Source organism: Cylindrospermum stagnale PCC 7417 (assembly GCF_000317535.1).
GTDB classification, from domain to species: Bacteria; Cyanobacteriota; Cyanobacteriia; order Cyanobacteriales; family Nostocaceae; genus Cylindrospermum; species Cylindrospermum stagnale.
Window position 1 is genome coordinate 6,931,426 of sequence record NC_019757.1, and the last position, 22,600, is coordinate 6,954,025.

16 protein-coding genes and 1 pseudogene are annotated in these 22,600 nt (G+C 43.8%); 7 read left to right on the forward strand and 10 right to left on the reverse strand.

Annotation, left to right across the window (positions count from 1 at the left end; translation table 11 throughout):
* Positions 1 to 616: 616 nt before the first annotated feature.
* A complete protein-coding gene (locus CYLST_RS29435) occupies positions 617 to 2,992 on the reverse strand; it encodes an ATP-dependent helicase (RefSeq protein ID WP_015211388.1) in 2,376 nt (791 codons plus the stop codon).
* A gap of 187 nt (positions 2,993 to 3,179) precedes the next feature.
* On the opposite strand from CYLST_RS29435, the gene CYLST_RS29440 reads away from it, so the two are divergent.
* The gene (locus tag CYLST_RS29440) at positions 3,180 to 4,937 is read left to right on the forward strand and encodes a glycosyltransferase family 39 protein (RefSeq protein WP_015211389.1); all 1,758 of its coding nucleotides are present in this window, start codon (positions 3,180 to 3,182) and stop codon (positions 4,935 to 4,937) included.
* A 153-nt stretch (positions 4,938 to 5,090) separates the two neighbouring features.
* Here the strand turns inward: CYLST_RS29440 and CYLST_RS29445 are convergent, their stop codons facing one another.
* The gene (locus tag CYLST_RS29445; protein ID WP_015211390.1) at positions 5,091 to 6,179 is read right to left on the reverse strand and encodes a RuBisCO accumulation factor 1; all 1,089 of its coding nucleotides are present in this window, start codon (positions 6,177 to 6,179) and stop codon (positions 5,091 to 5,093) included.
* Between the two features lie 743 nt (positions 6,180 to 6,922).
* Between CYLST_RS29445 and CYLST_RS29455 the strand changes: the two genes are divergently transcribed.
* The 4 genes from CYLST_RS29455 to CYLST_RS29470 all read left to right on the forward strand — a co-directional run bounded on the left by CYLST_RS29455 (position 6,923) and on the right by CYLST_RS29470 (position 10,764).
* Positions 6,923 to 7,879 (forward strand): response regulator, encoded by a 957-nt coding sequence (locus CYLST_RS29455; RefSeq protein WP_015211391.1) that lies wholly within the window; start codon positions 6,923 to 6,925, stop codon positions 7,877 to 7,879.
* 139 nt (positions 7,880 to 8,018) lie between these two features.
* On the forward strand, positions 8,019 to 8,711 hold the full coding sequence (gene ubiE / locus CYLST_RS29460; protein ID WP_015211392.1) for a bifunctional demethylmenaquinone methyltransferase/2-methoxy-6-polyprenyl-1,4-benzoquinol methylase UbiE: 693 nt from the start codon (positions 8,019 to 8,021) through the stop codon (positions 8,709 to 8,711).
* A 90-nt stretch (positions 8,712 to 8,801) separates the two neighbouring features.
* Positions 8,802 to 10,037: a DUF445 domain-containing protein gene (locus CYLST_RS29465; RefSeq protein ID WP_015211393.1), complete on the forward strand. Its 1,236-nt coding sequence runs from the start codon at positions 8,802 to 8,804 to the stop codon at positions 10,035 to 10,037.
* Positions 10,038 to 10,131: 94 nt separating this feature from the next.
* Positions 10,132 to 10,764, forward strand: coding sequence for a hypothetical protein (locus CYLST_RS29470; protein ID WP_015211394.1), 633 nt, complete (start codon positions 10,132 to 10,134; stop codon positions 10,762 to 10,764).
* 36 nt (positions 10,765 to 10,800) lie between these two features.
* Here the strand turns inward: CYLST_RS29470 and CYLST_RS29475 are convergent, their stop codons facing one another.
* From CYLST_RS29475 to topA, 8 genes and pseudogenes are all read right to left on the reverse strand, one after another.
* Positions 10,801 to 11,373, reverse strand: coding sequence for a Uma2 family endonuclease (locus tag CYLST_RS29475; RefSeq protein ID WP_015211395.1), 573 nt, complete (start codon positions 11,371 to 11,373; stop codon positions 10,801 to 10,803).
* A gap of 49 nt (positions 11,374 to 11,422) precedes the next feature.
* A pseudogene (locus tag CYLST_RS29480) lies at positions 11,423 to 11,614 on the reverse strand (Rieske 2Fe-2S domain-containing protein); the annotation flags it as partial.
* A gap of 147 nt (positions 11,615 to 11,761) precedes the next feature.
* Positions 11,762 to 14,347 carry an HD family phosphohydrolase gene (locus CYLST_RS29485; RefSeq protein WP_015211397.1) on the reverse strand — a complete coding sequence of 862 codons (2,586 nt, stop codon included), beginning with the start codon at positions 14,345 to 14,347 and terminating at the stop codon, positions 11,762 to 11,764.
* 229 nt (positions 14,348 to 14,576) lie between these two features.
* Positions 14,577 to 14,900 carry an RNA-guided endonuclease InsQ/TnpB family protein gene (locus CYLST_RS29490; RefSeq protein WP_281172839.1) on the reverse strand — a complete coding sequence of 108 codons (324 nt, stop codon included), beginning with the start codon at positions 14,898 to 14,900 and terminating at the stop codon, positions 14,577 to 14,579.
* Between the two features lie 419 nt (positions 14,901 to 15,319).
* Entirely contained in the window at positions 15,320 to 16,246 is a 927-nt protein-coding gene (locus tag CYLST_RS29495; protein WP_015211398.1) for an ADP-ribosylglycohydrolase family protein, read from the reverse strand.
* A 97-nt stretch (positions 16,247 to 16,343) separates the two neighbouring features.
* Entirely contained in the window at positions 16,344 to 16,853 is a 510-nt protein-coding gene (aroQ, locus tag CYLST_RS29500) for a type II 3-dehydroquinate dehydratase (protein WP_015211399.1), read from the reverse strand.
* Positions 16,831 to 16,968: a hypothetical protein gene (locus CYLST_RS35335; RefSeq protein ID WP_011316929.1), complete on the reverse strand. Its 138-nt coding sequence runs from the start codon at positions 16,966 to 16,968 to the stop codon at positions 16,831 to 16,833. Before CYLST_RS35335 ends, aroQ begins: the two co-directional genes overlap by 23 nt.
* A 266-nt stretch (positions 16,969 to 17,234) precedes the next feature.
* Positions 17,235 to 19,889, reverse strand: coding sequence for a type I DNA topoisomerase (topA, locus tag CYLST_RS29505; protein WP_015211400.1), 2,655 nt, complete (start codon positions 19,887 to 19,889; stop codon positions 17,235 to 17,237).
* Positions 19,890 to 20,349: 460 nt separating this feature from the next.
* Between topA and CYLST_RS34945 the strand changes: the two genes are divergently transcribed.
* Positions 20,350 to 20,514: a hypothetical protein gene (locus tag CYLST_RS34945; RefSeq protein ID WP_015211401.1), complete on the forward strand. Its 165-nt coding sequence runs from the start codon at positions 20,350 to 20,352 to the stop codon at positions 20,512 to 20,514.
* 462 nt (positions 20,515 to 20,976) lie between these two features.
* Positions 20,977 to 22,539: an NAD(P)H-quinone oxidoreductase subunit N gene (locus CYLST_RS29520; RefSeq protein ID WP_015211402.1), complete on the forward strand. Its 1,563-nt coding sequence runs from the start codon at positions 20,977 to 20,979 to the stop codon at positions 22,537 to 22,539.
* Positions 22,540 to 22,600: the final 61 nt, after the last annotated feature.

Consider the following 22,600-nt stretch of genomic DNA (forward strand, 5'->3'; position numbering starts at 1 on the left):
GAACCAAGCTTGTGTGGTTGGCTTGAGCAGGAAAAACAATATTAAAAAGCTATTTATTGGTTATTGTTATCTTTCTGCCCAATCGAAAAACTATCTTATATCAAGTCCGGTTAATTACTTATAATAAGTTTAGCCTTGTTGGTAATTGCTGTTTTCCTTTTTCCCAATTACCAATTACCAATTACCCATTACCAGCCCTCACAGATATGATAAGTATTCAACCGGACATGATATTAAATGAACGGTATTGATAAATATCTAACAAGTTTAGTAGTCCTATTTAATAGGATACTTTGAAATAATAATTAATGGCTTTAGTATTTTCTGCGAATTTAGTTTCTGATTGGAGAAGGAATAATTGAAGTTTTATGATTGTCTAATTTCATTAAAATACAGATGGCATCTCTCAATCATTTGTTGAAAACTCTAAAAGTGGTATAAACGATAAATATCATTCTGTTTCACCTTTTGTTTAAAACATACCTTTATTGATCAACACCAACTTCTCCACAGCGTTTTGGTAATTAGGTAATCCACATATGTTGGAGGTAGCTGAGGCAAAGCGAGGTGCAAAGCTTTTATCTGTTGTTGGAGCAAATTATTTAGACATCATTGCCTACGGATTAACCACACATTCGGGAAACTTGCCCTTTAATGCTGGAAACACGGGACAAGGCGCTGAGGATTGTAAATTTTCTGGTTTACTCCAAGTAAATGGCGCTTTTTGGGCAGCAGACATCCACAACAGCCGCTTTGCTCTAGTCATGGCAACGTAAAGTAAACGGTACTCTTCAGCTATTTTCAGCTGCTTTGCTTGTTCCCAAGCTTGGGTAACATTGGGGATGCTAGATACATCATGGTGAAGAGCAGCGCGAATTTGGGCGCGGGCTACTTCTGATAAGGTAAAGTCGCCTAAAAACTGGCTTTGGGGAGGAACCCAAAGTCCCCCAGGAATCAGTCTTTCGTGGAGAAAGGGGAGAAAAACATAGTCCCAGTCCAGCCCTTTGGCTTTGTGCATGGTGATGATTGTCAGTTGACCGGTACGGGTGTAACGCGCTTCTGAATCCTCTGTGTCCACTGGTTCAAAGCGTTCGGAACTGACGATTTCACTCAAAGCCGACAGCATTGCCCCCATCGAACTATTACCAGCTATTTGTTGATTTACCCGTTCTGCGAGTTTGTCAGCTGTGGCTAATTCTGCTTGTTCGTACTTTAAGGCTAAGGCGAGAAAGAACATCATCTGATATGGGGGCAGTTCCAAGCGAGCGCGGAGTAAGCTACGACATAAATGTGCGGCTTTTTGGACTGGCTCTGGTTGGGGTGGCGCTAGGGGGCCAGGATATAAAAATTCTTCTGGTAGACTGGCGGGGGTGTTAAGGTCTTGGGTAGGAATTAATTGACGCTGTACTAATACAGATAGGGTGGCTTTGAGATAGTCGGGGGAGTGGGGGCGATCGCAAAATTGCAGTAATGTTAAAATTTCTTGGGGAATACGAGAACGGCGATCGCTTTCTTCCACATCGAAAAGTCTAATTTTATGCTCTTGACACACAGGTGCAAGATTCTGGGCTAGCCATCGTCCTTGGCGATTTTCCCTGACTAAAACTGCTGCACAAGACTCAGGATCTTGGGTAAATAACTCCACTACTCTCTGTCCAAGTAACTCAACTGTGTGATGGATATCGCGGGGAGTGTAAAGTTCTAGCCCTCGTCCTACTTGCTCTGGATTAGCATTTTTTTGGGGATCATCGGCGTCAACAGGGCGAATTTTTTGGTGGCGAAATGGCTTTTGTCCGTTGTTCGTTCCTGCGGATGGCAGACTATTTACCCATTCCAAAGCAAAGTTAGCCGCTTCAATGATAATTCTGGTACTACGACCGGCTTGATCCATTGTTGCCAATAACTGTTGGCGTTCGCTTCCAGCGTGCCGTAGGCATTCGCACTTTTGGCAAAATTCCCGAAAATAAATCGGATCAGCCGGTGTAAAAGTGGAGTTAATCGCCTGGTTGGGATCACCAACGCGCACTAAATTCATGAGGGAATTATCAGCATTTTCCCCATCACTAGCCAAAATTTCTAACAACTGCGTTTGCAGTGGGCTAGAATCTTGGGCTTCGTCTTCAAAAACGGCGAAAACTTGGTTTTGTTCAATGCGGCGGGCGCTGTCGTTGTCTAGAACCCGCAGCGCGGCTACAATCATGTCGTCGTAGTCGATGAAGTCACGCGATCGCATTAAGTTTTGATATTCTGCATACAATCCCGCCGCTACCCTTAAAATTGCATATTCATCTGTGGTTTGTTGACTCCACTCCCGCAGTTTTTCTGGCGATATCCCCGAACTTTTGGCTTCATGAATCACGGTAAAAGCCAAATCTGGCAATACTTCTGTCCTTAGCACCGACTGACGACGCAGCCTTTCTGTTTCTTCGCCATCAAATTGATTACCTGCCAACAGCCGAGAATAACGCCCTGGATGTTTAGCAATCCATTGTTCTACAGCAGTTCTGATCAAGCGGTGGCTTTGGTTAGGAGTAATTAACGTGATATTTTCTAACTGCAACTGGGATAAGTCAGGATGGCGGCTGGCAATGTTTAATGCTAGACCATGCAGGGTATGGACAACAAAGCCTGTTTGCGGTAAAGATAATTGCTCTCGTAAGCATTCGCGGATTTTTGCTTTAATATTGGCAGCAGCAGAGCGTGTAAAGGTGACCACCACTAGCTGACGCCGGGAATTTCTCCCGGAACTTTTATACTGGCGAGCTATGGCAATTGCGGCTGCATCTGCCATGCCTTTTGATTTACCAGCACCAGGAACAGCAGAAACAGCCAATGGCCCAGATTGCCAGTCAGCCATCTGCTTTTGTCCAGGGCGCAAACCATTGCGAATGGCGTCAATCTTCTCGTTGAGCAGCGAAACCCGCGATTGCTGAGATAATTCTAAGTGGAGAGATTCTGGCGGCAGGGGAGCAGTAATTTTTGGATCTGACATAGAGATTTTTAGATTTTAAATGTAATTCCTAAACCACAGATAAGTAGAGAAATTAAATTAAAAAAAAGCTCGTAGTAAGGACTTTATTCCTGGAAGTTCTTGCCCAGAGCGATAACTCACTCACTACAAACAAAAATTTTATTTTACATTTAATTATGTATACCTATTTATGCATAATCATCAATAGATGGCTAATAATTCATTAATTACAAATCGCCGGCTTTCTCTACATTATCTGGGTTTCGTTGGGGCGATCGCACTAGGTGCAATCTTGCGCTTTTGGCATCTAGATTTAAAACCCCTGTGGATGGATGAGGTGATTACTGCCATTTTCAGCTTGGGTAAAAATTACCATGATTTGCCTTTGGATGTCGTCTTTCCCCTGAACCGCGTGCAGGAGATTTTTACTTTCCAGTCTGGGGTGAGTTGTGAGCAAATTGCCAAAAACCTTGCTAATCAGTCTACTCATCCACCGCTGTTTTTTTGTGGAATGTACAGTTGGTTGAGCTGGATGAGTCCTTTGGGGACAGAGTGGGTGGTCAAATTGCGATCGCTACCAGCTTTTTTTGGTGTATTTGCGATCGCTGGAATTTATGCTGTCAATCGAATTGCCTTTTCTCCTACATCCGGAATCATGGCAGCGTTGATCATGGCAGTTTCTCCCTTTGCTGTTTACCTTTCCCAAGAAGCACGACACTACACCCAACCTATGCTGATGATCACTTTAGCATTATTGGGGCTGATGCAAATTCAGCGGGATATCTTTGATCATTCTCGCATCAGGTTTTGGGTGTGGCTGTTATGGGCAATTATTAATAGTATCGGTCTTTATATTCACTACTTTTTTGCTCTAGCTTTCATCGCCGAAATTGCTTCACTACTTCTGCTAATGTACTGGGCTAGGGAAAAAATTCTCAAGCCACGTCAAATCTGGCTAGCGCTCTTTCTCTCTACCAGTGGCGTTGTTCTTAGCTTTGTGCCCTGGTTGCTAGTAACATTGAGTCATATTAACCGTTCAGAAACCAGTTGGTTACCATCTCCCACTCTCATTGCACCTCTATATCAAACTCTGATGAACTGGGTGCTGATGGTAATTGCTCTCCCCGTAGAAAATCAGCCTCTACCAATTGCCGTAATTTGTGGCTTATTAATGGTAATGTTTGCTCTTTGGTTGTGTAGGCAAGTATTCCTAGGTTTAAAACTGCTGTGGTTACAAAGCTCCACTCATTTAGCGACATTAACGCTTTTAAGTTTTACTATTTTCGTATTGTTGCAATTCTTGGTTATTGCCTATTTATTCGGCAAAGATATTTCTGTCGTTCCCCGCTATAACTTCGTTTACTATCCCAGCTTTTGCGCTTTACTAGCAGCCAGCCTAGATAAAAGTCAAAAGTCGTCTGGGAAAGTTGAGCGGAACCCAAACCGACACCGCCCACTTTCGTCAAAAGTCAAAAGTCAAAAATCTATATTAATTTTTTTACTGGTTGGGATGATCAGTTCTATTTTTGTGGTTTCTAACTTGGCGTTTCAAAAGCCATTTCAGCCTGAGCAAGTAGCCCAAAAGATGAATATAGAACCAGCAGTACCCCTGATGCTAATGGTGAAATATAACAGTTATCAAGATGTAGCATTAGGATTAAGTTTTGCCTTGGCATTAGAAAAGATCAGAAATTATGATCTGAAAAATCCAGTTCTGCAAAACGCCGACCATTTAGCTTTTTTACAGGCATCACCTGATTTTTATCCTGTCATCAAAAAGCTTTCTCCACAGTCTACATCAGGAATATCTCAGTTAAATTTATGGTTTGTGGGGCCGGGAATGAGACAGCGTGACTATCCACCCCAGCTAGCATTTGCTAGTCAAACTACTTGCACCATAGACCCCACACAGCACTATCGCATCGGCATCCCCTATCAGCTTTATCGCTGCACCAATGTTCCGTAACTGAGATTAGGGATTGGGAAAAGGAAAAAGGAAAAAGGAAAAAACTATTACCCATTACCCATTACCCATTACCCATTACCCATTACCCATTACCCATTACCCATTACCCATTACCCATTACCCATTACCCATTACCCATTACCCATTATCTAGTTATTCGTCAATCTGCCAGGCATCCTTGGTGAAGTCTTCATCCAGGATTTTCTTGGGACGCACAATCACAATAATTTTCCCTAGCAGGGGGATTTCTGGCGCAGTTTCAAACCACTGAAAATCTAATTCACCAGCGGTATTTTCAATGACAAAATAGCTAGAGACATCCCATTCTCGTTGTGCCCGATCTACTACTACCAGGACTGGCATTGGCTGGTTATGTATCTGGTTCGGTAAGCGATCGTTACTGGCGATAATCACTACTGGATCTTCAGCCGCCAACAGCACTTGCCAACCAGGTAAAGGTACCCAAGCTTGTTCGCCAGTAAATTTGACAAGGCGAAATGGTTCGAGTTGTGTGACTATAGGTACAGCTTTTAGGTCTTCTGGTTTCAATGGCAACTTACCCACCACAGGCAAAATCCGGGGTAATTCTTCTTCTGACTCTAGGCGGTAAAAAGGTAAAGTTGGCACCGGACGCTTCTGAGTGACGGTAAAATCAATCAGTAGTTCTTCGATTTTTTGTCTGGCTGTTTGCGTGTGGGCAAAGCGCAAACCTTTGGCGATGAGGCGCGATCGCTCTTGCAAATCTGAGTATTGACGTGCCAGTTTCCAAGTTTGATAAGCGATCGCATCTCCTGGATGGGCAGAAAACCCTTCAGGCAAGACGGGGAAATAAGAGTAATCTTTAATTGCTTTGGCCACATCTCGCGCCTCCTCAAGGTCGAGTTTGTGGATAAAGGCCAGTTCAGCCGTTGTGGCCCGGTCTTCATGGGTAAGCGAACGTAGTTCATACAACACATCACTGCCGCGTGCGGTGTAGTGCGATCGCGCTGCCTCTGATGCACCAAACTTTTCTAAAGAATTATAAACTTGGGAGCCAACAATCACCTGATTTTGTTGAATTGGCTCAAATCCAGTCGCTTCAAAAATGTCTTGGGGTTTGTAACCGGCTTTTTGCAGATAGGCGATCGCCACTCCCCATTCCACCCAGTTACCTTGCTTTTGCCTCAACTTGACCAGCAACTCTTGGGCTACATCATTAGTAGCATTCTCAGGATTTTGGGTGTTGGGTGGTAGATCAGTCATAAAATTTCTCGGATGTTTGGAAACCCAGTGGCTACATAGCCTAGGGAGGAAAAACGTCGTAGACAATTCTGGAGTACGAGCTTCAACTTATTTTAATCTTAATGAGTGCTTACACTAAATTACTCATCTGCCAGATAAAATCATGAGTTATGAACAACTCTTAGCAGTCTCCATCTTCAGTAAAGTAGGGTAGGAATATCGCACTAATTATTGATCGGGCGGTGAGAATAAAGGAACTGAGAACCCGACGCTAACCGTCAGTAGTCGTTAGTCAATCAGTTAGTCAATCAAAAGTTGTCCCTAATACTAGCTATACACAAAACTTCAGTGAGGAGGATGATGATTCGTTGTTTTACGCCCAGTTACCAAAGAAAGGCACGCTTGCAAGAGGCAAAAGGCAGAAAATATCTTTTTGGACTCTGCCACAGGGTAACAGCGCCCTAAATTTATTTACTCCAAGTGTAAAAGAATTTTTTAAGGGGAGGCAAAGCGCGGGAAAAAGGCGTCCTTGTTTGAAACCCCTACAATTCATTCATGGGGTTTCCCTTCTGTCTTTTGCCTTCTTACTTGGTTTTGATCACCTAAATTTTCTGGAAAAGTGAAATTTGGGTAAGTAGATTTATTTACTGTAGCGTTCAGTTTTAGATGGGTGAAATTCGCCCTATTCTTTATCTAGAAGGCTATTCTCAACTAAGCTTGGTATGGAATATAACCAAATGGTGAAAATTTAAAGCAATTCTCTTATGGATAATCCCAGTCTCGAATTTAATAAAATCCCTCGTCAATTGATGACTCTCGAACGACCGAAAAAACTCAAAATCCTTGTAGTTGATGATGAGCCAGATAATCTTGATCTGCTTTATCGCACCTTTCGGCGCGACTTTCAAGTTCTAAAAGCTGATAGCGGCATCAATGCCCTAGAAGTATTGGCAGCAGAAGGGGAAGTAGCAGTGATCATCTCCGATCAGCGGATGCCAGAAATGAAAGGCACTGAATTTCTGAGCAAGACTGTACCTCAGTTTCCCGATACAGTGAGGATAATTCTCACCGGGTTTACTGATATTGAAGACTTGGTGGAAGCAATTAACGCTGGCCAAGTCTACAAATATATCACCAAGCCTTGGGACCCCGGGGAACTGAAGGCAGTGGTGCAAAGAGCAGCCGAAACCTACGACTTGCTTAAGCAACGTACTGAGGAATTACGCCGTGCCCATGCTCAAATGGGGCTGCTGACTGTTTTGGTAGATGTCACCCAAGCAGCATCTAGTAAAGACGCGACTCTCGCACCCATTGCTCGGGCTTTTAGTGATACTTTTGCGGCGGATGGCTGTATTTTACAACTCATAGAGGGAAATACCCTGGTTGGGTCTCAAGGGAGTTACAGCGATACGGGTAAAATAGAGAACTGGCTAGCACAAGACCCTCTAGCGAAGGAAGCGATCGCCACTGGGAAAATACAAGTATCTTTAAATGTACCTAAAGATACTAAATTAAATAGTATTAGTCATTACCTTGATCATGATGTGCAAGCACATGTAATCATCCCCATTCGCTACCGTTCGGAAATTTTGGGGGTATTGTCGCTACAGTGGAAACAGCCCTGCACTTTGCGAGAAGATGAAATCAAGTTAATTCATTTATCAGCAGAACTAGTGGCGATCGCGCTAACGAGTAGTCACTACCATCAAACCACTGTGTAGTTAATTATCCTCGGTCATTTGTTTTTTTCCTGGACAAATGACCAAGGTCACTTCGCGCCAATTAAAAATTCAACACGAAGCGACTGACCAATGACCAATGACCAATGACCAATGACCAATGACCAATGACCAATGACCAATGACTAACGAAATTCGCGCTATTTTTAACCGTATTGCTCCAGTCTATGACCAATTGAACGATTGGTTGAGTCTGGGACAACACCGAATATGGAAGGAAATGGCAGTAAAATGGAGCAACGCGCAACCAGGCGATACTTGCCTAGATTTGTGTTGCGGTAGTGGAGACTTAGCCCTACGTTTGGCACGGCGTGTCGGATTAACGGGACAAGTATATGGAGTTGACTTTTCCCCAAACCTGTTAGAAACTGCCAAAGAACGCTCACGTTGGCAATACCCCCAAAGAGCTATCACTTGGGTAGAAGCTGACGTGCTAAATTTGCCTTTCGGCGACAACCAATTTGACGCCGCCACAATGGGCTATGGTTTAAGAAACGTTAAGGACATCCCCCGCAGTCTCAAAGAGTTACATCGTGTCCTCAAACCAGGTGCCAAAGCTGCGATTTTAGACTTTCATCGACCCAGTAATCAACAATTTCGCGACTTTCAGCAGTGGTATTTGGACAATTTCGTCGTTCCACTAGCAACTAATTTAGGCGTAAAGGAAGAATATGCTTATATCAGTCCCAGCTTAGATCGTTTTCCCATCGGCAGAGAGCAGGTAGAGTTAGCTCGTCAAGCTGGTTTTACATCTGTCACTCACTACCCCATTGCCAACGGTATGATGGGAGTACTAGTAGTCAGTAAATTTTAAATTTTAGATTGGCTAATGGGTCATGGCTCATAGTTTTTTCCATTTTCCCAATTACCAAATCCTAATTACTAATTCTTAATCCAAAATCCTGTGGATTGGTCTCATGTTTGGCTTTATGTATCAGCCCCGGTTCTCGGCGGAATAATTGGCTATTTCACAAACGATATAGCCATAAAAATGTTATTTCGTCCCTACCGGGCAATTTATATCTTTGGACGAAGAATACCCTTTACTCCTGGATTGATTCCCCGCAACCAGGAACGTCTAGCGAAGAATATTTCCGATACGATTATGGGGTCGCTACTGACGCCAGAAGAACTGCAAAAACTGGCGCGACGACTTCTAGAAACAGAACGAGTGCAGGGCGCAATTCTCTGGTTATTGCGGCTGGCAATCGAACAAATTAAAGCTGATAAAAACCAGAAAAGCGCCAAAATTGTGGCGGGAATTTTGCGCGATTTGTTAGGGGAATCTTTGCCACGACTCCTCAAGGTTTTGGCGCGACGAGAAGATTTTCTGGAAGCGCAGATCAATCAAATTTTTGACCTGGTATTACTAGAATTTCAACTGAGTGATGAACAAGCCACGCGGCTGGCAGATTGGTCTTTAGAAGTTGTTTTACCACCGGATGTGCTACGACAGGCGGTAGTTGATTTCTTGACAGATCGCACAATTCAAATTATTGATGAAAGCTTTCGGGAAAAAACTAGCGGTACTTACTGGGTAGTAGCCAATTTATTTGGTTTACGCAATACACTGACGCGGCTACGGACCTTTTGCTTAGATGAAAAAGAAGCGACAAACAACCGCTTGCAGGAATTGAGTCAAGATTTGCAAATGCGCGATCGCCTCAAGAAAATCCTGCAAAATTTATCTTTACAAAACCTGCCAATGGGGACAGTACGCCAACTGCGAAAAACTACCAGGGAAAGCGTCCGCCATTACTTACAAACCAGTGGCAGCGATGTGCTACAAGGCTTAACCGACTCTGTTGACTGGGAAAATATTTCTGTATTGCTTTTGGAACGTCTGAGCAATTCACCTGTTGTCAGCGCTTCCTTAGAAGTTGTTAGTCAGGAGTTGGCGCTAATTTTAGAGCGGTATTTGGAAAGAGATTTAGAAGTGATTGTGGCCCAGGTGATTCCGATTTTGTCGATAGATCAAGTGATTGTTGATCGGGTGAAATCAACTTCACCTGCTGATTTAGAAGCGGCAATTGAGGGAATTGTCAAAAATGAATTGCAGGCAATTGTAACTTTAGGCGGTGTTTTGGGTTTTGTTGTTGGGTTGTTTCAAACAGCATTTTTACTGTTGAGCCAATTTTAATTTTGGTTCTTCAGCTTCCGCCTAAAAACAATCTTCATTCAGGCAAAGAGTTAATAGAGATGAAGAACGTATATAATTTTTACAGCGGTTTCAAATGACATTTGCACCCACAGACATTATTAAACAAGAATTAATTGACAGTTTAATTGAAAATATTAATCCATTAGTACATAGTGTTTCACGACGAATTAATCCAATTACGCCTACTTCTACTATTTCTGAAACACTGATAGTTTTAGATGATCTTAATAAAATTTTTAATAGATTAAAAGACAGCCAAAAACAAAAAGAAGATAGAGACTACTTATCAAAGCTATGGGATTATTTAGATGCCCATTTAAATAGGGATAGTAGCTACTGGGTTAGTCGTACATTGGTCTGGGAGTATGAAGTAATATTTTTTCTCAGGCAAATCAGAAAAAATGAAATTATTCTTGAACCTTTAAATATAAATCTAGAGACAAATAATTCATTATCAAACCCCAAAAACCGAATTTATCAAAATAAACTGAATACACAAAACAGCAGCGTTCCAACTATAAGTAAATCTATTCCAGAATATGAAAGACGGAATTTTTATGAGAGTGAATCAGCAATTAAATGGTATGAAACAAATAGTATTGAGCCAGATGATGCCACTAAACATTGGGGTTCTTTATCCAGAGAACATGGTAAATTTGGCTCACATCCAGTCTGCGATGATTATCATGAGGATTCTTTTCCTTGATAAAGGTTAACGAAGCATTGCTAAATAATAGAATGTTTACAAAATTTGTGCTAAATCCAGCATAAATCCAGGCAGTACGTCTTCTCCTGATAAACTAGTAGGCGATCGCAATATCTCAACTTCTTGCTGTGGGCGATATATTTCCACTCGTTGGTTTTGAGGATCAATCAGCCAACCCAAACGCACACCATTGTCAATATACTCCTGCATTTTGCGTTGCAGTTTTTCCAAATTATCTGTAGCAGAGCGCAATTCTGCTACGAAATCGGGAGCTATTGGGAGAAATTTGGCCGGATCTGGATTGAGGGCTACTAATCTCTCTCGTTTCACCCAAGATGCATCTGGAGAGCGATCTGCACCATTGGGTAGTTTAAAACCTGTAGAAGAGTCAAAAGCCAAGCCTGTACCATCAGCATCTGTCCAATTAAACAAGCGCTGTGTCATTCGTCCATTGCGATTTCCACTTTCCCATCCCGTTGGTGGCATAATAATTAGTTCTCCTTCGGCCGTCCGTTCTAGGCGCAAATCTCGATTTTGCTGACAGAGTTGTAGGAATTGTTCATCTGTTAACTCAATGCTGGGGTGGAGGTTGAGGATTAGAGCAGTCATATTAACCTCTTAATCTTCCTAAATTTAGCCTAACAGTTATAGTCAATCATCTGCAAATAGGATATTTAATCGTAGCCGCTTGCATGTGCGGACAGATGTTATCTAGTGCAAACACTTCGCCTTTGTAGTTTTGCCCAAGAACATAATCTTGACCATTGAGGGTAATTTTGTTTGGTTTATTTACTCCCAACATTGATTTGTGACCAATCAACCAAGGCGCACCTGGTAAAATTGCTGCCATTGTTCCTCTAGATTTAGTTAAAAGTCGTTCATTTAATGCTCTGTAAAAAATGTTATTATTCAAGTCTGCTACTTTATTTTTTTAAAGCATTAGTTCTCAAAATGGGCTGTTCCGTCGCCGCTAATTTTTGCAATTTTGAATTTATTATTACTTACTAGCCGTTAACTTGGGATAAGCAATGCGTTTGTGATGGAATTGCTGCCAAACTTCCACGAATATTTGGGCAATTTTTGACATTTCGTCCCGTGTGATTCCTGAATCTACCAGTTGGTCATCTTGCCATCTAGCACGGAGAATGTTGTTAACCATTGTTAAGGCTTGTTCACCAGTGGCGTCTTTAAGCGATCGCAAAGCTGCCTCACAGGAATCTGCCAACATGACAATGCCTGTTTCGCGCGACTGGGGAATTGGGCCATCGTAGCTAAAATCTGCCTTGTCTACTTTTAAACTGGGGTCTTCTTTAGCCATTTGCTGTGCTTGGTGATAAAAATAGGAGATCGCCATTGTTCCCTGATGTTCAGGAATAAAAGCTTGAATTGCCTTTGGTAAACTGTGTTTACGTGCCATCACCAACCCTTCACTGACGTGCTTTTTGATAATTGCCGCACTCTTCCAAGGGTCATTAATCTCCGTCTCATGTTTATTCGGCCCCCCCATTTGATTTTCAATAAAGCCCAGAGGGTCGTGCATTTTACCGATATCGTGGTACAGCGTCCCAGCCCTTACCAGTTCGACATTACATCCGAGTTGTTTGGCAGCAGCTTCAGCCAAAGTAGCAACAAACAAAGTGTGTTGAAAGGTTCCCGGAGTTTCGGTAGCGAGTCGTTTTAACAAAGAACGGTTAGGGTTGGCCAATTCTGCTAACCGAATCGGCGTGACTAAATCAAATAGTTTTTCCAGATAAGGACTCAAGCCCAAAGCCACAACACTCCAAGCTAAACCAGATAAAGCAAAGAACACCGCTTCTTGGAGGACGATATACCAAGCTGAACCAAAAGCCTCACCGATGAACATCTTCAGCAGCAGATAAATACCGCCTTGAGTTAAGGCAATAGCAACACCCAATAGTGCTAATTCCTCACGCGATCGCAGTCTTTGGGCCACACAACTGCTCAAGATTCCACCCGCTGCACCAGCCACAAGCCAAATCTTACCGATTTCCAGACTAATGGGTAACATCAGCAACAGCAGCCCCACTACCGTCAAACTTAAAGTCGGGCCATAGAAGCTACCCAACAACAAACCTAGGGCACTCCAAGTGGTGTATGGCAAACCCAGCGCTAATACCCCGGGCGTACTCAGCGTAAGCAGCAACACCAAAAGGCGATCGCGTTGTCGCAAGTGACATTTAGTTCGTCGCTCTACCCAAACAAAAATCCCAACTGTTGTAGTTACAAAGCTTGCCAACCCTACCAGCCCCTGCCAATTCACCTGCCGACGAATCAGGCGATAATGTTCGAGCACCTCAAATTTCCAGACTGTAATTGTCTCTCCCTTATTGACAATCACCTCTCCTAGGCGCACCTCCATGAACACGGCTGGCACCTCGGCAGCCGCCTGTTGCGCACGTTGTTTCGTTTGTTCTTGATCTTGCTTTAAATTCGGTTGGAGTACAGCCAACAACAGTTTGACTGCCAAAGGTTCGGCATCACTGGGTACAAGCATCTGTACTTGTAGGCTCACCGCATCATCTAAAATATTCGGTGGTAAACCGTAGGGGATACCTTGGGTAAGAATTCGCTCTGCACTCTGTTGGATTCCCGTTCTTGTTCTTCCCCAGTCCTCATCTGACAAATCCAGAAAATCAGTTGACTCGTATATTGTTTCTGGCTTGAGAGTCTCTAACTTGACAAATTTGGCGATCGCTTGAGCGTATCCTTTCCTGGCTTGAGAGATTTGGGTAATTAGTGAAGACAAGTTTTGTTCTGAAGTTGTGATGCGGTAAGCTTCTAGTTCCGCCACTGTTTGAGTAAAGCCATTATTCTGAGTGCTAAGTGCTGATTGGGAAGAATTCTCCTGTGATTCTCTATTCCTCAGCAATGGCCGCGAAAATCCTAATTTTTGTTTTTTTTCTATAGCTACTTGCAGCTGTTGCCATTCTGAGTTGGAACAAGCGCGAAGATAACGCTGGGTAGAGATGGACAAAACTAAAGTATCAAAAAACGGAAAAGACCCAGCAACGGCACGAATTTCATTACCATCATTCAGAAGTTGTCGCAACTTTTGCTCAATTAGTTCATTCGTTTCGGCATCAATCATCAAAACAGGGATGGAACTTTGACTGACGGCTTTGCGCTGAACTGCTGTTTGTTTTTGATCTTCAATGCGATCGGTATAAGGCGCTGTAAATGTCTGTGGCGCCAGAGTACCCACTTGTAACTGGGGTTGGTTATATAACTTATGTCCGATAACGCCTGTGAGAGATGCTACAGCTAACACTAAAATCACTGAGGAACGCTGTTCATGCATCCAGCCGAAAACAATAGCATTAATGCCACTGTTACTATTAACCGATCTGGATGCTTGTCTTGGCTTTCGCTGTCCGCCTGTGCCACTATTTGTGGATAAATACAGAACTATATTCTTGAGCACAGCCCTTGTTCGTTTCTCCCTGCGGGTTTTACTGCTGGGACTACTCCCAAACAACTTACCATTACGCCATAGCACTTTGTACCATCGCCGCCATTGCCTCAATTGTTGGGTCAAGGACTGCAAAAATTGCTGAGTTTTCATTACCTCTGGCTGTAGTTGCTTACCTTGATAGGTCAAAGCGCGATGGGCACTGTACTAAGGATTTTTCAGATCCCACGTAAGTCGCGGAGGGTTTGTCACCAGGACGCCGGATTTTTTCGCGCTGTGCCTTTCAAGATACATCTTTTCTGCTATATAAATCCTAGACAAGTCTAGACATTTACTTCTTACTTCAACGGGAGCATGGGAGCGGTTATCCCTGAGTAAGCTTTTACGCCAAAGCCTGACGCGATAGGTTAATTGCTGCATTTAGATCCCTATCCATCTCAAAACCGCAGTGCTCACAGTGATAAGTTCTTTGGGACAAAGAAAGTTTTTCTTTCTGATATCCACAATGAGAACAGGTTTTACTAGATGGATACCATCTATCAGCAATGAAGATTTCACAACCAAATTTTTTAGCTTTATATTCTAGCTGACGCTTCAACTCATAAAATCCACAATCAGCTATTACTTGGGCTAATTTATGATTTGACAACATACCTAAAATATTTAAATCTTCTACTACTATTTTTGCGTGGTTTAGTTTTAACAGAGATCCCTATTTTTTCGGCAAATTCACTCTTGTTTATACATCAGATATTTGTTAGTATATGACTATGATTGTACAGGTTTGTCTAGTAAATTGTTAACTTAGGATAAACTCTTTCTCCATAAATAAAATTTAGGAGATACTACGATCGTTGAGGGTTAAAAATTAGTACTCAGTCCTCAATCCCTAATCGAACATAGGTGTTCGCGAACCTTGTAAGGCAGCGAGTGCCTTGCTGGCAATCAACACTGCTCATCTCTGGATTTTGCCGCGCCTGATTGTCAAACCTTACCAACTCTTGAAAGAAACTTGAGAAACCGAATCTGGTTAAAAGGGTTTGCTGTTAAATAGCAGTATTAAAAATTACAAAAAATAGTAGTTGCTGCCTGGATTAATGGTATTGTTGAAATTTGAAAATAGCCTTAACGTGAGCGGATGACGCGAGGAGCTGCAAATACAGTTCGTGTCGCCGAATCAAAAGACGTGGCACATTTCTCTGCTGTTAACTCCCTTGGATGTAGGTCTAGATTATAAACCCCTGACCACACAGCCGCGAGTGCGTCCGCTAATTCTACCATCTGGGAAAAGCTGCTCTGTTCCCAAGCTGGCGAATTTTTTGGCGAGTACAAAAAGAGCCAATTGGCGGGAATGCCCACTGTGCTGTTATATGCTCCAGATAAAGCGCCAGTAATTGCACCTGTAGCTTGGGAATCGTCGTTGTGAGTAGCCCGTAAAACTGCCAGACGGAAATCTTCTAGGGTACTCAGAAAACAGTAAAATGCGATCGCGATCGTGTTACTGATCTTTTCTTCCCGATTTAACTCGGCTTGCGCTTTTTCTAACCCAGCACCTTCATTTAATAATATATTGACTTTCAATAATTGTTGTGGTAGAGAAGTTTGTGTATCTCCGAGAAAAGAAATGATTTGGGGGATTATCTGGATGGGATCAAGTTTTTCTGTGAGGGATTGAGCAACAGCATATCCAACTGCGAGTATTCCATCCCTGACCAATGGGTCATTTTCCCAGAGTTGCGCTCCTTGCAGCAATTTTTCCCGTAGTTTAATCTTATCTTCGTGAAAAAAGAGTGTTATTGGTAGGGTGGCCAAAATTATTTTTGCCGAAGAGACATCAGTTACTTGCAAATGAACAGGTGCTTGTTGGTGACGCTTTAGCCAATCATTTAAATCTAAAGAGCCAAGTGCGATTAAACTTTCAGCACCCAGGATCACCATTGTGCCAGTACCACAGGCGCAATTGATCGGGTTTTCACCGCCCTTGGCTAAACTTTCCCCCAGGAATGCCCCAAGTATTGTGCCTCTAAACCGACTTACGAGAGAGTAGCGCATACAATTTTAGATTTTAGAAAAGCAGAATGGACCCCTAAATCTAAAATTGACTGATCACTAAAAGTCATAACCAGCCTCTATGTTAATTTATGCTTACCTAGGTACTTGTTCCTTGATCATTTCTGAGATAATGAATCAAAGCCTGTAATCCCAGCAAATAGCTTTGAACACCAAAGCCACTAATTTGCCCAATCGCTACTGGAGCGATGTAAGAATGATGACGGAAATCTTCTCGGCGGTAGATGTTACTTAAATGTACTTCAACTGTAGGCAAATTTACCCCAGCGATCGCATCTCTTAATGCCACACTTGTGTGGGTATATGCCCCTGCATTGATCAAAATTCCCTGATGTTGCCCTAATGCCCCATGAATAGTATCTACTAAAATCCCTTCATGATTTGACTGCACAGGCGCGACTTTCGCCTGTAACTTGAGTCCTTCTGCTTCTAACAGGCAATTAATTTCTGCTAGGGTCAAGGAACCATAAATTCCTGGTTCGCGTTGTCCTAGCAAATTTAGGTTTGGCCCATGCAGTACGAGAATACTTAAAGGTGGCAACGTCAACTCCAGTATCTTGAGGATATTAGCGACGGCGCGAGCGATCATTTACAGGAATCGGAATCAGTTCCGGTTCCGGCTCAGCCTCTGGCCCCAAAAGGCTTTCAATTAGCTTGCGTGCTAATTCCTTAAGCTTTTCCAGTACCTTTTCTATATAGTCCATTGAACTGACCGCTCCTGAGATACTACCTCAATTTTTGATTAACTTTCTTTGCAGAAACTGGGTATTTTCGCACCTTTGGCTTGATAAGGAGTTGACACACTGCCCTGTTGGGGGCATAAGCCACTTCTAAAATTTGGTGTTGTGTTCTCCCTTACTTATAAGAGTATCACATTAGCAACCTAGCAGACTGCATCCTCCAAGGAGTAGTATTTTCGATCAACAGTTAACAGTAAACAGTTAACTGTTAACCGTCCACTTGACTTTAACTAACCTTGGGCATCTTTTTTTTTCGCGCTAGTTGTTGACGACTTAGTAGTTGACTTGGATTTAGTAGGAGTCGTCGATTTACTCGTCTTGCGCGTAGATTTTGCGGTTGAGGCTTTCGCTTCCAGCAATGTCAGCGCTGTAGACAGGGTGACATCTTCCACCTTTTGACCTTCTGGAATGCTGACATTAGTTTTGCCATGCTTAATGTAAGGTCCATAGGGGCCATCGTAGATGTTTATTGGTGACCCCTCCTCTGGATGTGTTCCCAACTCGCGTAAGGCTGCCTTTGACTTGCTATTGGTAGAAGAGCGTCCCTTTTTCGGTTCGGACAACAACTCTAATGCACGTTCTAAAGAAATTGTCAATACATTGTCAGCAGCTTTCAGGGAGCGGTAGTCTTTCCCTTCCTTACCCTGGTCATGAACGACATAAGGACCAAAGCGTCCTAAACTAGCTTGGATTTTGCCACTAGTTACTGGATGAACACCCAATGTCCGGGGTAGTGCTAAAAGACCGACAGCCATGTCTAGGGTGAGATTTTCTGGCGTGACACCTTTGGGTAGGGAAGATTGCTTGGGTTTGGGATTTTCGTCGGTTTTATCACCTAACTGGACATAGGGCCCATAAGTGCCGATTTTCACATAAATCGGTTCACCAGTTTCGGGATGGCGACCAACTTGGTCAGGCCCGGTGATTTTTTGCCGCAAAAGTACTTCGACCTGTTTCGGGTCGAGGTCAGCTGGTGTCAAGTCTTTGGGAATAGAAGCGGTGACGATCCCATCTCCATTTTCGACTTCGATGTAGGGGCCATATTTACCAATACGGACTTTGGCATCTAAATTTTCCAGTTCTACCGTTCTGGCCAGAGTTGCATCAATTTGGCCTTCCTGTTCCTTAACCAGGGTTTCTAGACCTTTCTCTCCCAAATAGAAATTCTTGAGGTAGGGTAGCCATTTAGCTTCGCCCGTGGCAATGTCATCCAGAGTTTGCTCCATCTTGGAGGTAAAGCTGGGATCAACAATATCGGGGAAATATTTTTCCAGTAGGTCAGTAACGGCGAAAGCGGTAAAAGTGGGGATGAGGGCGTTGCTCACCAACTGGGCATAACCCTTGTCGATGATTGTGCCGATAATGCTGGCGTAGGTGCTGGGACGACCAATGCCTTCACTTTCTAGGGTTTTGACGAGAGTAGCTTCGGTGTATCTGGCTGGGGGTTGAGTTTCGTGACCAACTGCTTCCAAGTCATTACACTGAGGATGATCTCCCACTTTCAGCGGTGGCAAAATTACCTCTTGGTCTTCCAGTGCTGCTTCAGGATCGTCGGAACCTTCGACGTAGGCGCGTAAGAACCCAGGAAAATCAATGCGTTTGCCAGAAGAACGAAAACCCGCGTCTTCAACTTGCAACTGCACAGTAATTTGTGTTTGCCGAGAGTCTGCCATTTGGCTAGCGACAGTGCGCTTCCAAATCAAGTCGTATAAGGCAAGTTCCCGACCGCCTAAACCAGTTTCTTGGGGAGTGCGGAAGCTGCTACCCGCTGGACGAATGGCTTCGTGTGCCTCTTGTGCGCCTTTAGATTTAGTGGTGTATTGCCTCGGTTGGGGGCTGAGGTATGGTTTGCCATAAAGTTGTTCTACACAGTTACGGGCAGCTGCGATCGCCTGATCTGACAAATGCACCGAATCTGTACGCATATAGGTAATGTACCCTTGCTCATACAAATTCTGGGCAATTCGCATGGTGTCTCGTGCCGAGAGGCGCAGTTTCCGGTTAGATTCTTGTTGCAGCGTCGAAGTTGTAAACGGTGGCGCAGGTTTGCGCGTTACTGGGCGTTCTTCGATGTCCGCTACATTCCAGGTTTTTCCCGTTAGACGTTCTTGAAGAGCCACAGCTTGCTCTTCTGTCAGCAGCACAACATTACGACCTGCGGTAATGTTTCCCGTTGCGGGGTCGAAATCGCTGCCGGTGGCAACTTTCGTTCCGCCCAAGTTTACCAACTGGGCGCTAAAGGGGGTTTTTTCCTGCACCAAGCCGGCTTTTAAATCCCAGAAAGTACCTTCATGGAAAGCGCGGCGTTGGCGTTCTTTGGTGACTAAAAGCCGCACGGCTACAGATTGCACCCGCCCAGCCGATAATCCCCAGGCGATTTTTTTCCATAGCAGGGGAGATAGGGTATAGCCCACCAATCGATCCAAAATCCGCCGGGTTTCTTGGGCGCGAACCAACTTTTCATCAATAGTGCGGCAGTTTTTCAAAGCTTTTTTGATGGCTTCTTGGGTAATTTCGTGAAATACCATCCGCTTAGTCGGCACTTTTGGCTTGAGCAATTGGTATAAATGCCAACTAATGCTTTCACCTTCCCGGTCTTCGTCAGTTGCCAGGATCAATTCATCGACATCTTTTAGAGCCTCTTTGAGTTGGGTGACAATTTTCTTTTTATCCTTGGGGACTACATACACCGGTTCAAAGTCGGCGTCTATATTTACCCCGAGCTGCGCCCATGTTTCCCCTTTGACAGCAGCGGGAATTTCGCTAGCTGACTGGGGTAGGTCTCGCACATGACCCATAGACGCTTCCACCCGATAGTCTTTTGGTAGGTAGTTGCGAATGGTACGAGCTTTGGTCGGAGATTCGACGATGACGAGAGTTGACATGGAAATTTCAAAAAAAAGAATAGCTGCAAAGCTAAACAGTCAAATTGAGATAATTTCGGCGAAATGTCCAGATAAAATGTCACCCTGGGGGCGGTCATTTAATCCTCACACAAATTGCCCTAACGGGCGAAAATCCGCTCAACTCCAGGCGCAGTCCAAACCAGAGGTCTGCTTCGGGAAACGCCAGGTGTGAATTGCCAGCTATTTCAATCTTTAACTTATCTAGCGCATAATTGGCGACTACAGTTTTCAAAATACCCCTGAAGTGTCATATCGCGGTACCTTCTGTCGTTGAGGACTGGGGGATACAAGAAATTTAAATTTATAAATTATAGATTACCTCACTTTCCCTATTTGCCACTCCCCCTCTTACCTGAAGCCATAGAGGCTGTGCCAAAATTAAATTAAACTTGAGACCAAAAGCGGAGTAGTTTCTACCCATCGCTTGAGAGGCAAGACTATGCAATCAATTCGCCAAGGTGATGTCATTCTACAACCTGTGCCGCAAATTGACGGGCAAAATATACCTCATTTAACTTTGGCATTTGGTGAAGTGACGGGAGATAAGCATCGCATTACGGTGGGAGATGCGGTTAGTTATGAAAAAATAGTACAGTTCATTTAAGTGTTATTTCTGGTATGGGTTTGCTATCTCACCAGGAGCATAAAGCTATTTCTGTTCCCCTGTTTGGCACGGTGAGACCTCAATCAACCGATCCAGGCGCAGAAAAGACACAGTAACTTAGTGAATTAATTAATTTGTATTTAAACAGTTCAGTGACTGGATAATCACCGGGAAATTTCAACATAATTTAATTTGATGGTAAGCATAGTCGCTCTGCTTGGTGACAAGGGGCGGCTTGGTTTGGAAACCTGTGGCACAGTTTGGCGCGTTTACGCTAGAAGACAGGTGGTAGTGTGATGCTGGTCCACACCGAAGCCGGAAAATCTGTCTTTCCCTTGCCGCGTGCTGAATGCTGAATGCCGTATTTTTAAAACATCAAGATGAATGGAACTTTAGTCAAGAACAATAGATAGAATGAACACAGTTAGCCTTAACGTCTGATCGCCAAAACCTATACATCTCATGGATTTTGCTAATCTTGCATCCCAGTTAAATGCTGGAACGATTTTACCAGAGGGGATTGTGATTATCACCCTCTTGGGGGTTTTGATAGTTGATTTGATTTTGGGGCGCACATCCGCACGCTGGATTGGATATCTAGCGATCGCAGGTTTACTAGCTTCGATAGTCGCCCTATATTTCCAATGGGACGCGCTAAATCCCATCTCCTTTACTGGTGCTTTTATTGGTGACGACCTCAGTATCATTTTTCGCGGGATCATCGCCCTATCCGCTGTTGCCACAATATTGATGTCAATTCGCTACATTGAGCAAAGTGGCACCGCTTTAGCTGAATTTATCGCCATTTTGCTAACAGCTACCTTAGGCGGGATGTTTCTGTCTGGGGCTAGTGAGTTAGTGATGATTTTCATCTCCCTAGAAACCCTGAGTATTTCCTCTTATTTGTTAACAGGTTATACCAAGCGTGACCCCCGCTCTAATGAAGCGGCGCTGAAATACCTGTTGATTGGAGCTTCCAGCACCGCAGTATTTTTGTATGGTGTGTCGCTGCTGTATGGTCTATCGGGTGGACAAACAGAATTGATTGCGATCGCCAATGGTATTGCCACAGCTAAAGTTGGTCAATCATTAGGTTTGGTGATCGCCCTCGTTTTCGTAATTGCAGGTATTGGCTTCAAAATCTCCGCCGCACCTTTCCACCAGTGGACACCAGACGTTTATGAAGGCGCTCCCACCCCAGTGATCGCCTTTTTATCTGTCGGTTCCAAAGCAGCTGGGTTTGCCCTAGCCATCCGCTTACTGACAACAGCCTTCCCCCTCGTCGCCGAGGAATGGAAATTTGTCTTCACCGCCCTCGCCGTTCTGAGTATGGTGTTGGGTAACGTAGTTGCCCTAGCGCAAACCAGCATGAAACGGATGCTAGCTTATTCATCCATTGCCCAAGCTGGGTTTGTGATGATTGGCTTGATTGCTGGTACTAACGCTGGATATTCCAGTATGTTATTTTACCTGCTGGTCTATCTGTTCATGAACCTGTGCGGCTTTACCTGCATCATTCTGTTCACCCTGCGGACAGGAACCGACCAGATAGCCGAATACTCTGGTTTGTATCAAAAAGACCCACTTCTAACATTGGGGTTGAGTATCTCCCTACTTTCTTTGGGTGGGATTCCGCCACTAGCTGGGTTTTTCGGCAAAATTTACTTGTTCTGGGCTGGTTGGCAAGCAGGTCTTTACTGGTTAGTTTTGCTGGGGTTAGTTACCAGCGTCGTCTCCATCTACTACTACATTCGCGTAGTCAAAATGATGGTAGTCAAAGAACCCCAAGAAATGTCCGACGTAGTCAAAAATTATCCCGAAATACGTTGGAATTTGCCAGGGTTTAGACCTTTGCAGGTAGGGTTGATAGTGACTTTAATCGCTACTACAATCGCCGGGATTTTGTCAAATCCACTGTTTACCTTAGCAAACAATTCAGTTGCCAATACTTCCATATTGCATGCAGCAACAGTTGTGAGTACTCAGGCAAGCATAATTACCACTGAGCAACCAAAAGGTTTGTAGGTTGGTAATGGGTAATACCAATTCTCAATGAAGCTGCACGTTATTTTACCCCTCCCAACTC

What these genes read in the sequence shown, in the direction of transcription:
- CYLST_RS29435 (WP_015211388.1), bottom strand. Translation starts at nt 2,992, where the DNA reads ATGTCAGATCCAAAAATTACTGCTCCCCTGCCGCCAGAATCTCTCCAC.
- CYLST_RS29445 (WP_015211390.1), bottom strand. Translation starts at nt 6,179, where the DNA reads ATGACTGATCTACCACCCAACACCCAAAATCCTGAGAATGCTACTAAT.
- CYLST_RS29440 (WP_015211389.1), top strand. Translation starts at nt 3,180, where the DNA reads ATGGCTAATAATTCATTAATTACAAATCGCCGGCTTTCTCTACATTAT.
- CYLST_RS29455 (WP_015211391.1), top strand. Translation starts at nt 6,923, where the DNA reads ATGGATAATCCCAGTCTCGAATTTAATAAAATCCCTCGTCAATTGATG.
- CYLST_RS29495 (WP_015211398.1), bottom strand. Translation starts at nt 16,246, where the DNA reads ATGCGCTACTCTCTCGTAAGTCGGTTTAGAGGCACAATACTTGGGGCA.
- topA (WP_015211400.1), bottom strand. Translation starts at nt 19,889, where the DNA reads ATGTCAACTCTCGTCATCGTCGAATCTCCGACCAAAGCTCGTACCATT.
- CYLST_RS29475 (WP_015211395.1), bottom strand. Translation starts at nt 11,373, where the DNA reads ATGACTGCTCTAATCCTCAACCTCCACCCCAGCATTGAGTTAACAGAT.
- ubiE (WP_015211392.1), top strand. Translation starts at nt 8,019, where the DNA reads ATGACTAACGAAATTCGCGCTATTTTTAACCGTATTGCTCCAGTCTAT.
- CYLST_RS34945 (WP_015211401.1), top strand. Translation starts at nt 20,350, where the DNA reads ATGCAATCAATTCGCCAAGGTGATGTCATTCTACAACCTGTGCCGCAA.
- CYLST_RS29485 (WP_015211397.1), bottom strand. Translation starts at nt 14,347, where the DNA reads ATGAAAACTCAGCAATTTTTGCAGTCCTTGACCCAACAATTGAGGCAA.
- CYLST_RS29470 (WP_015211394.1), top strand. Translation starts at nt 10,132, where the DNA reads ATGACATTTGCACCCACAGACATTATTAAACAAGAATTAATTGACAGT.
- CYLST_RS29520 (WP_015211402.1), top strand. Translation starts at nt 20,977, where the DNA reads ATGGATTTTGCTAATCTTGCATCCCAGTTAAATGCTGGAACGATTTTA.
- CYLST_RS35335 (WP_011316929.1), bottom strand. Translation starts at nt 16,968, where the DNA reads ATGGACTATATAGAAAAGGTACTGGAAAAGCTTAAGGAATTAGCACGC.
- aroQ (WP_015211399.1), bottom strand. Translation starts at nt 16,853, where the DNA reads ATGATCGCTCGCGCCGTCGCTAATATCCTCAAGATACTGGAGTTGACG.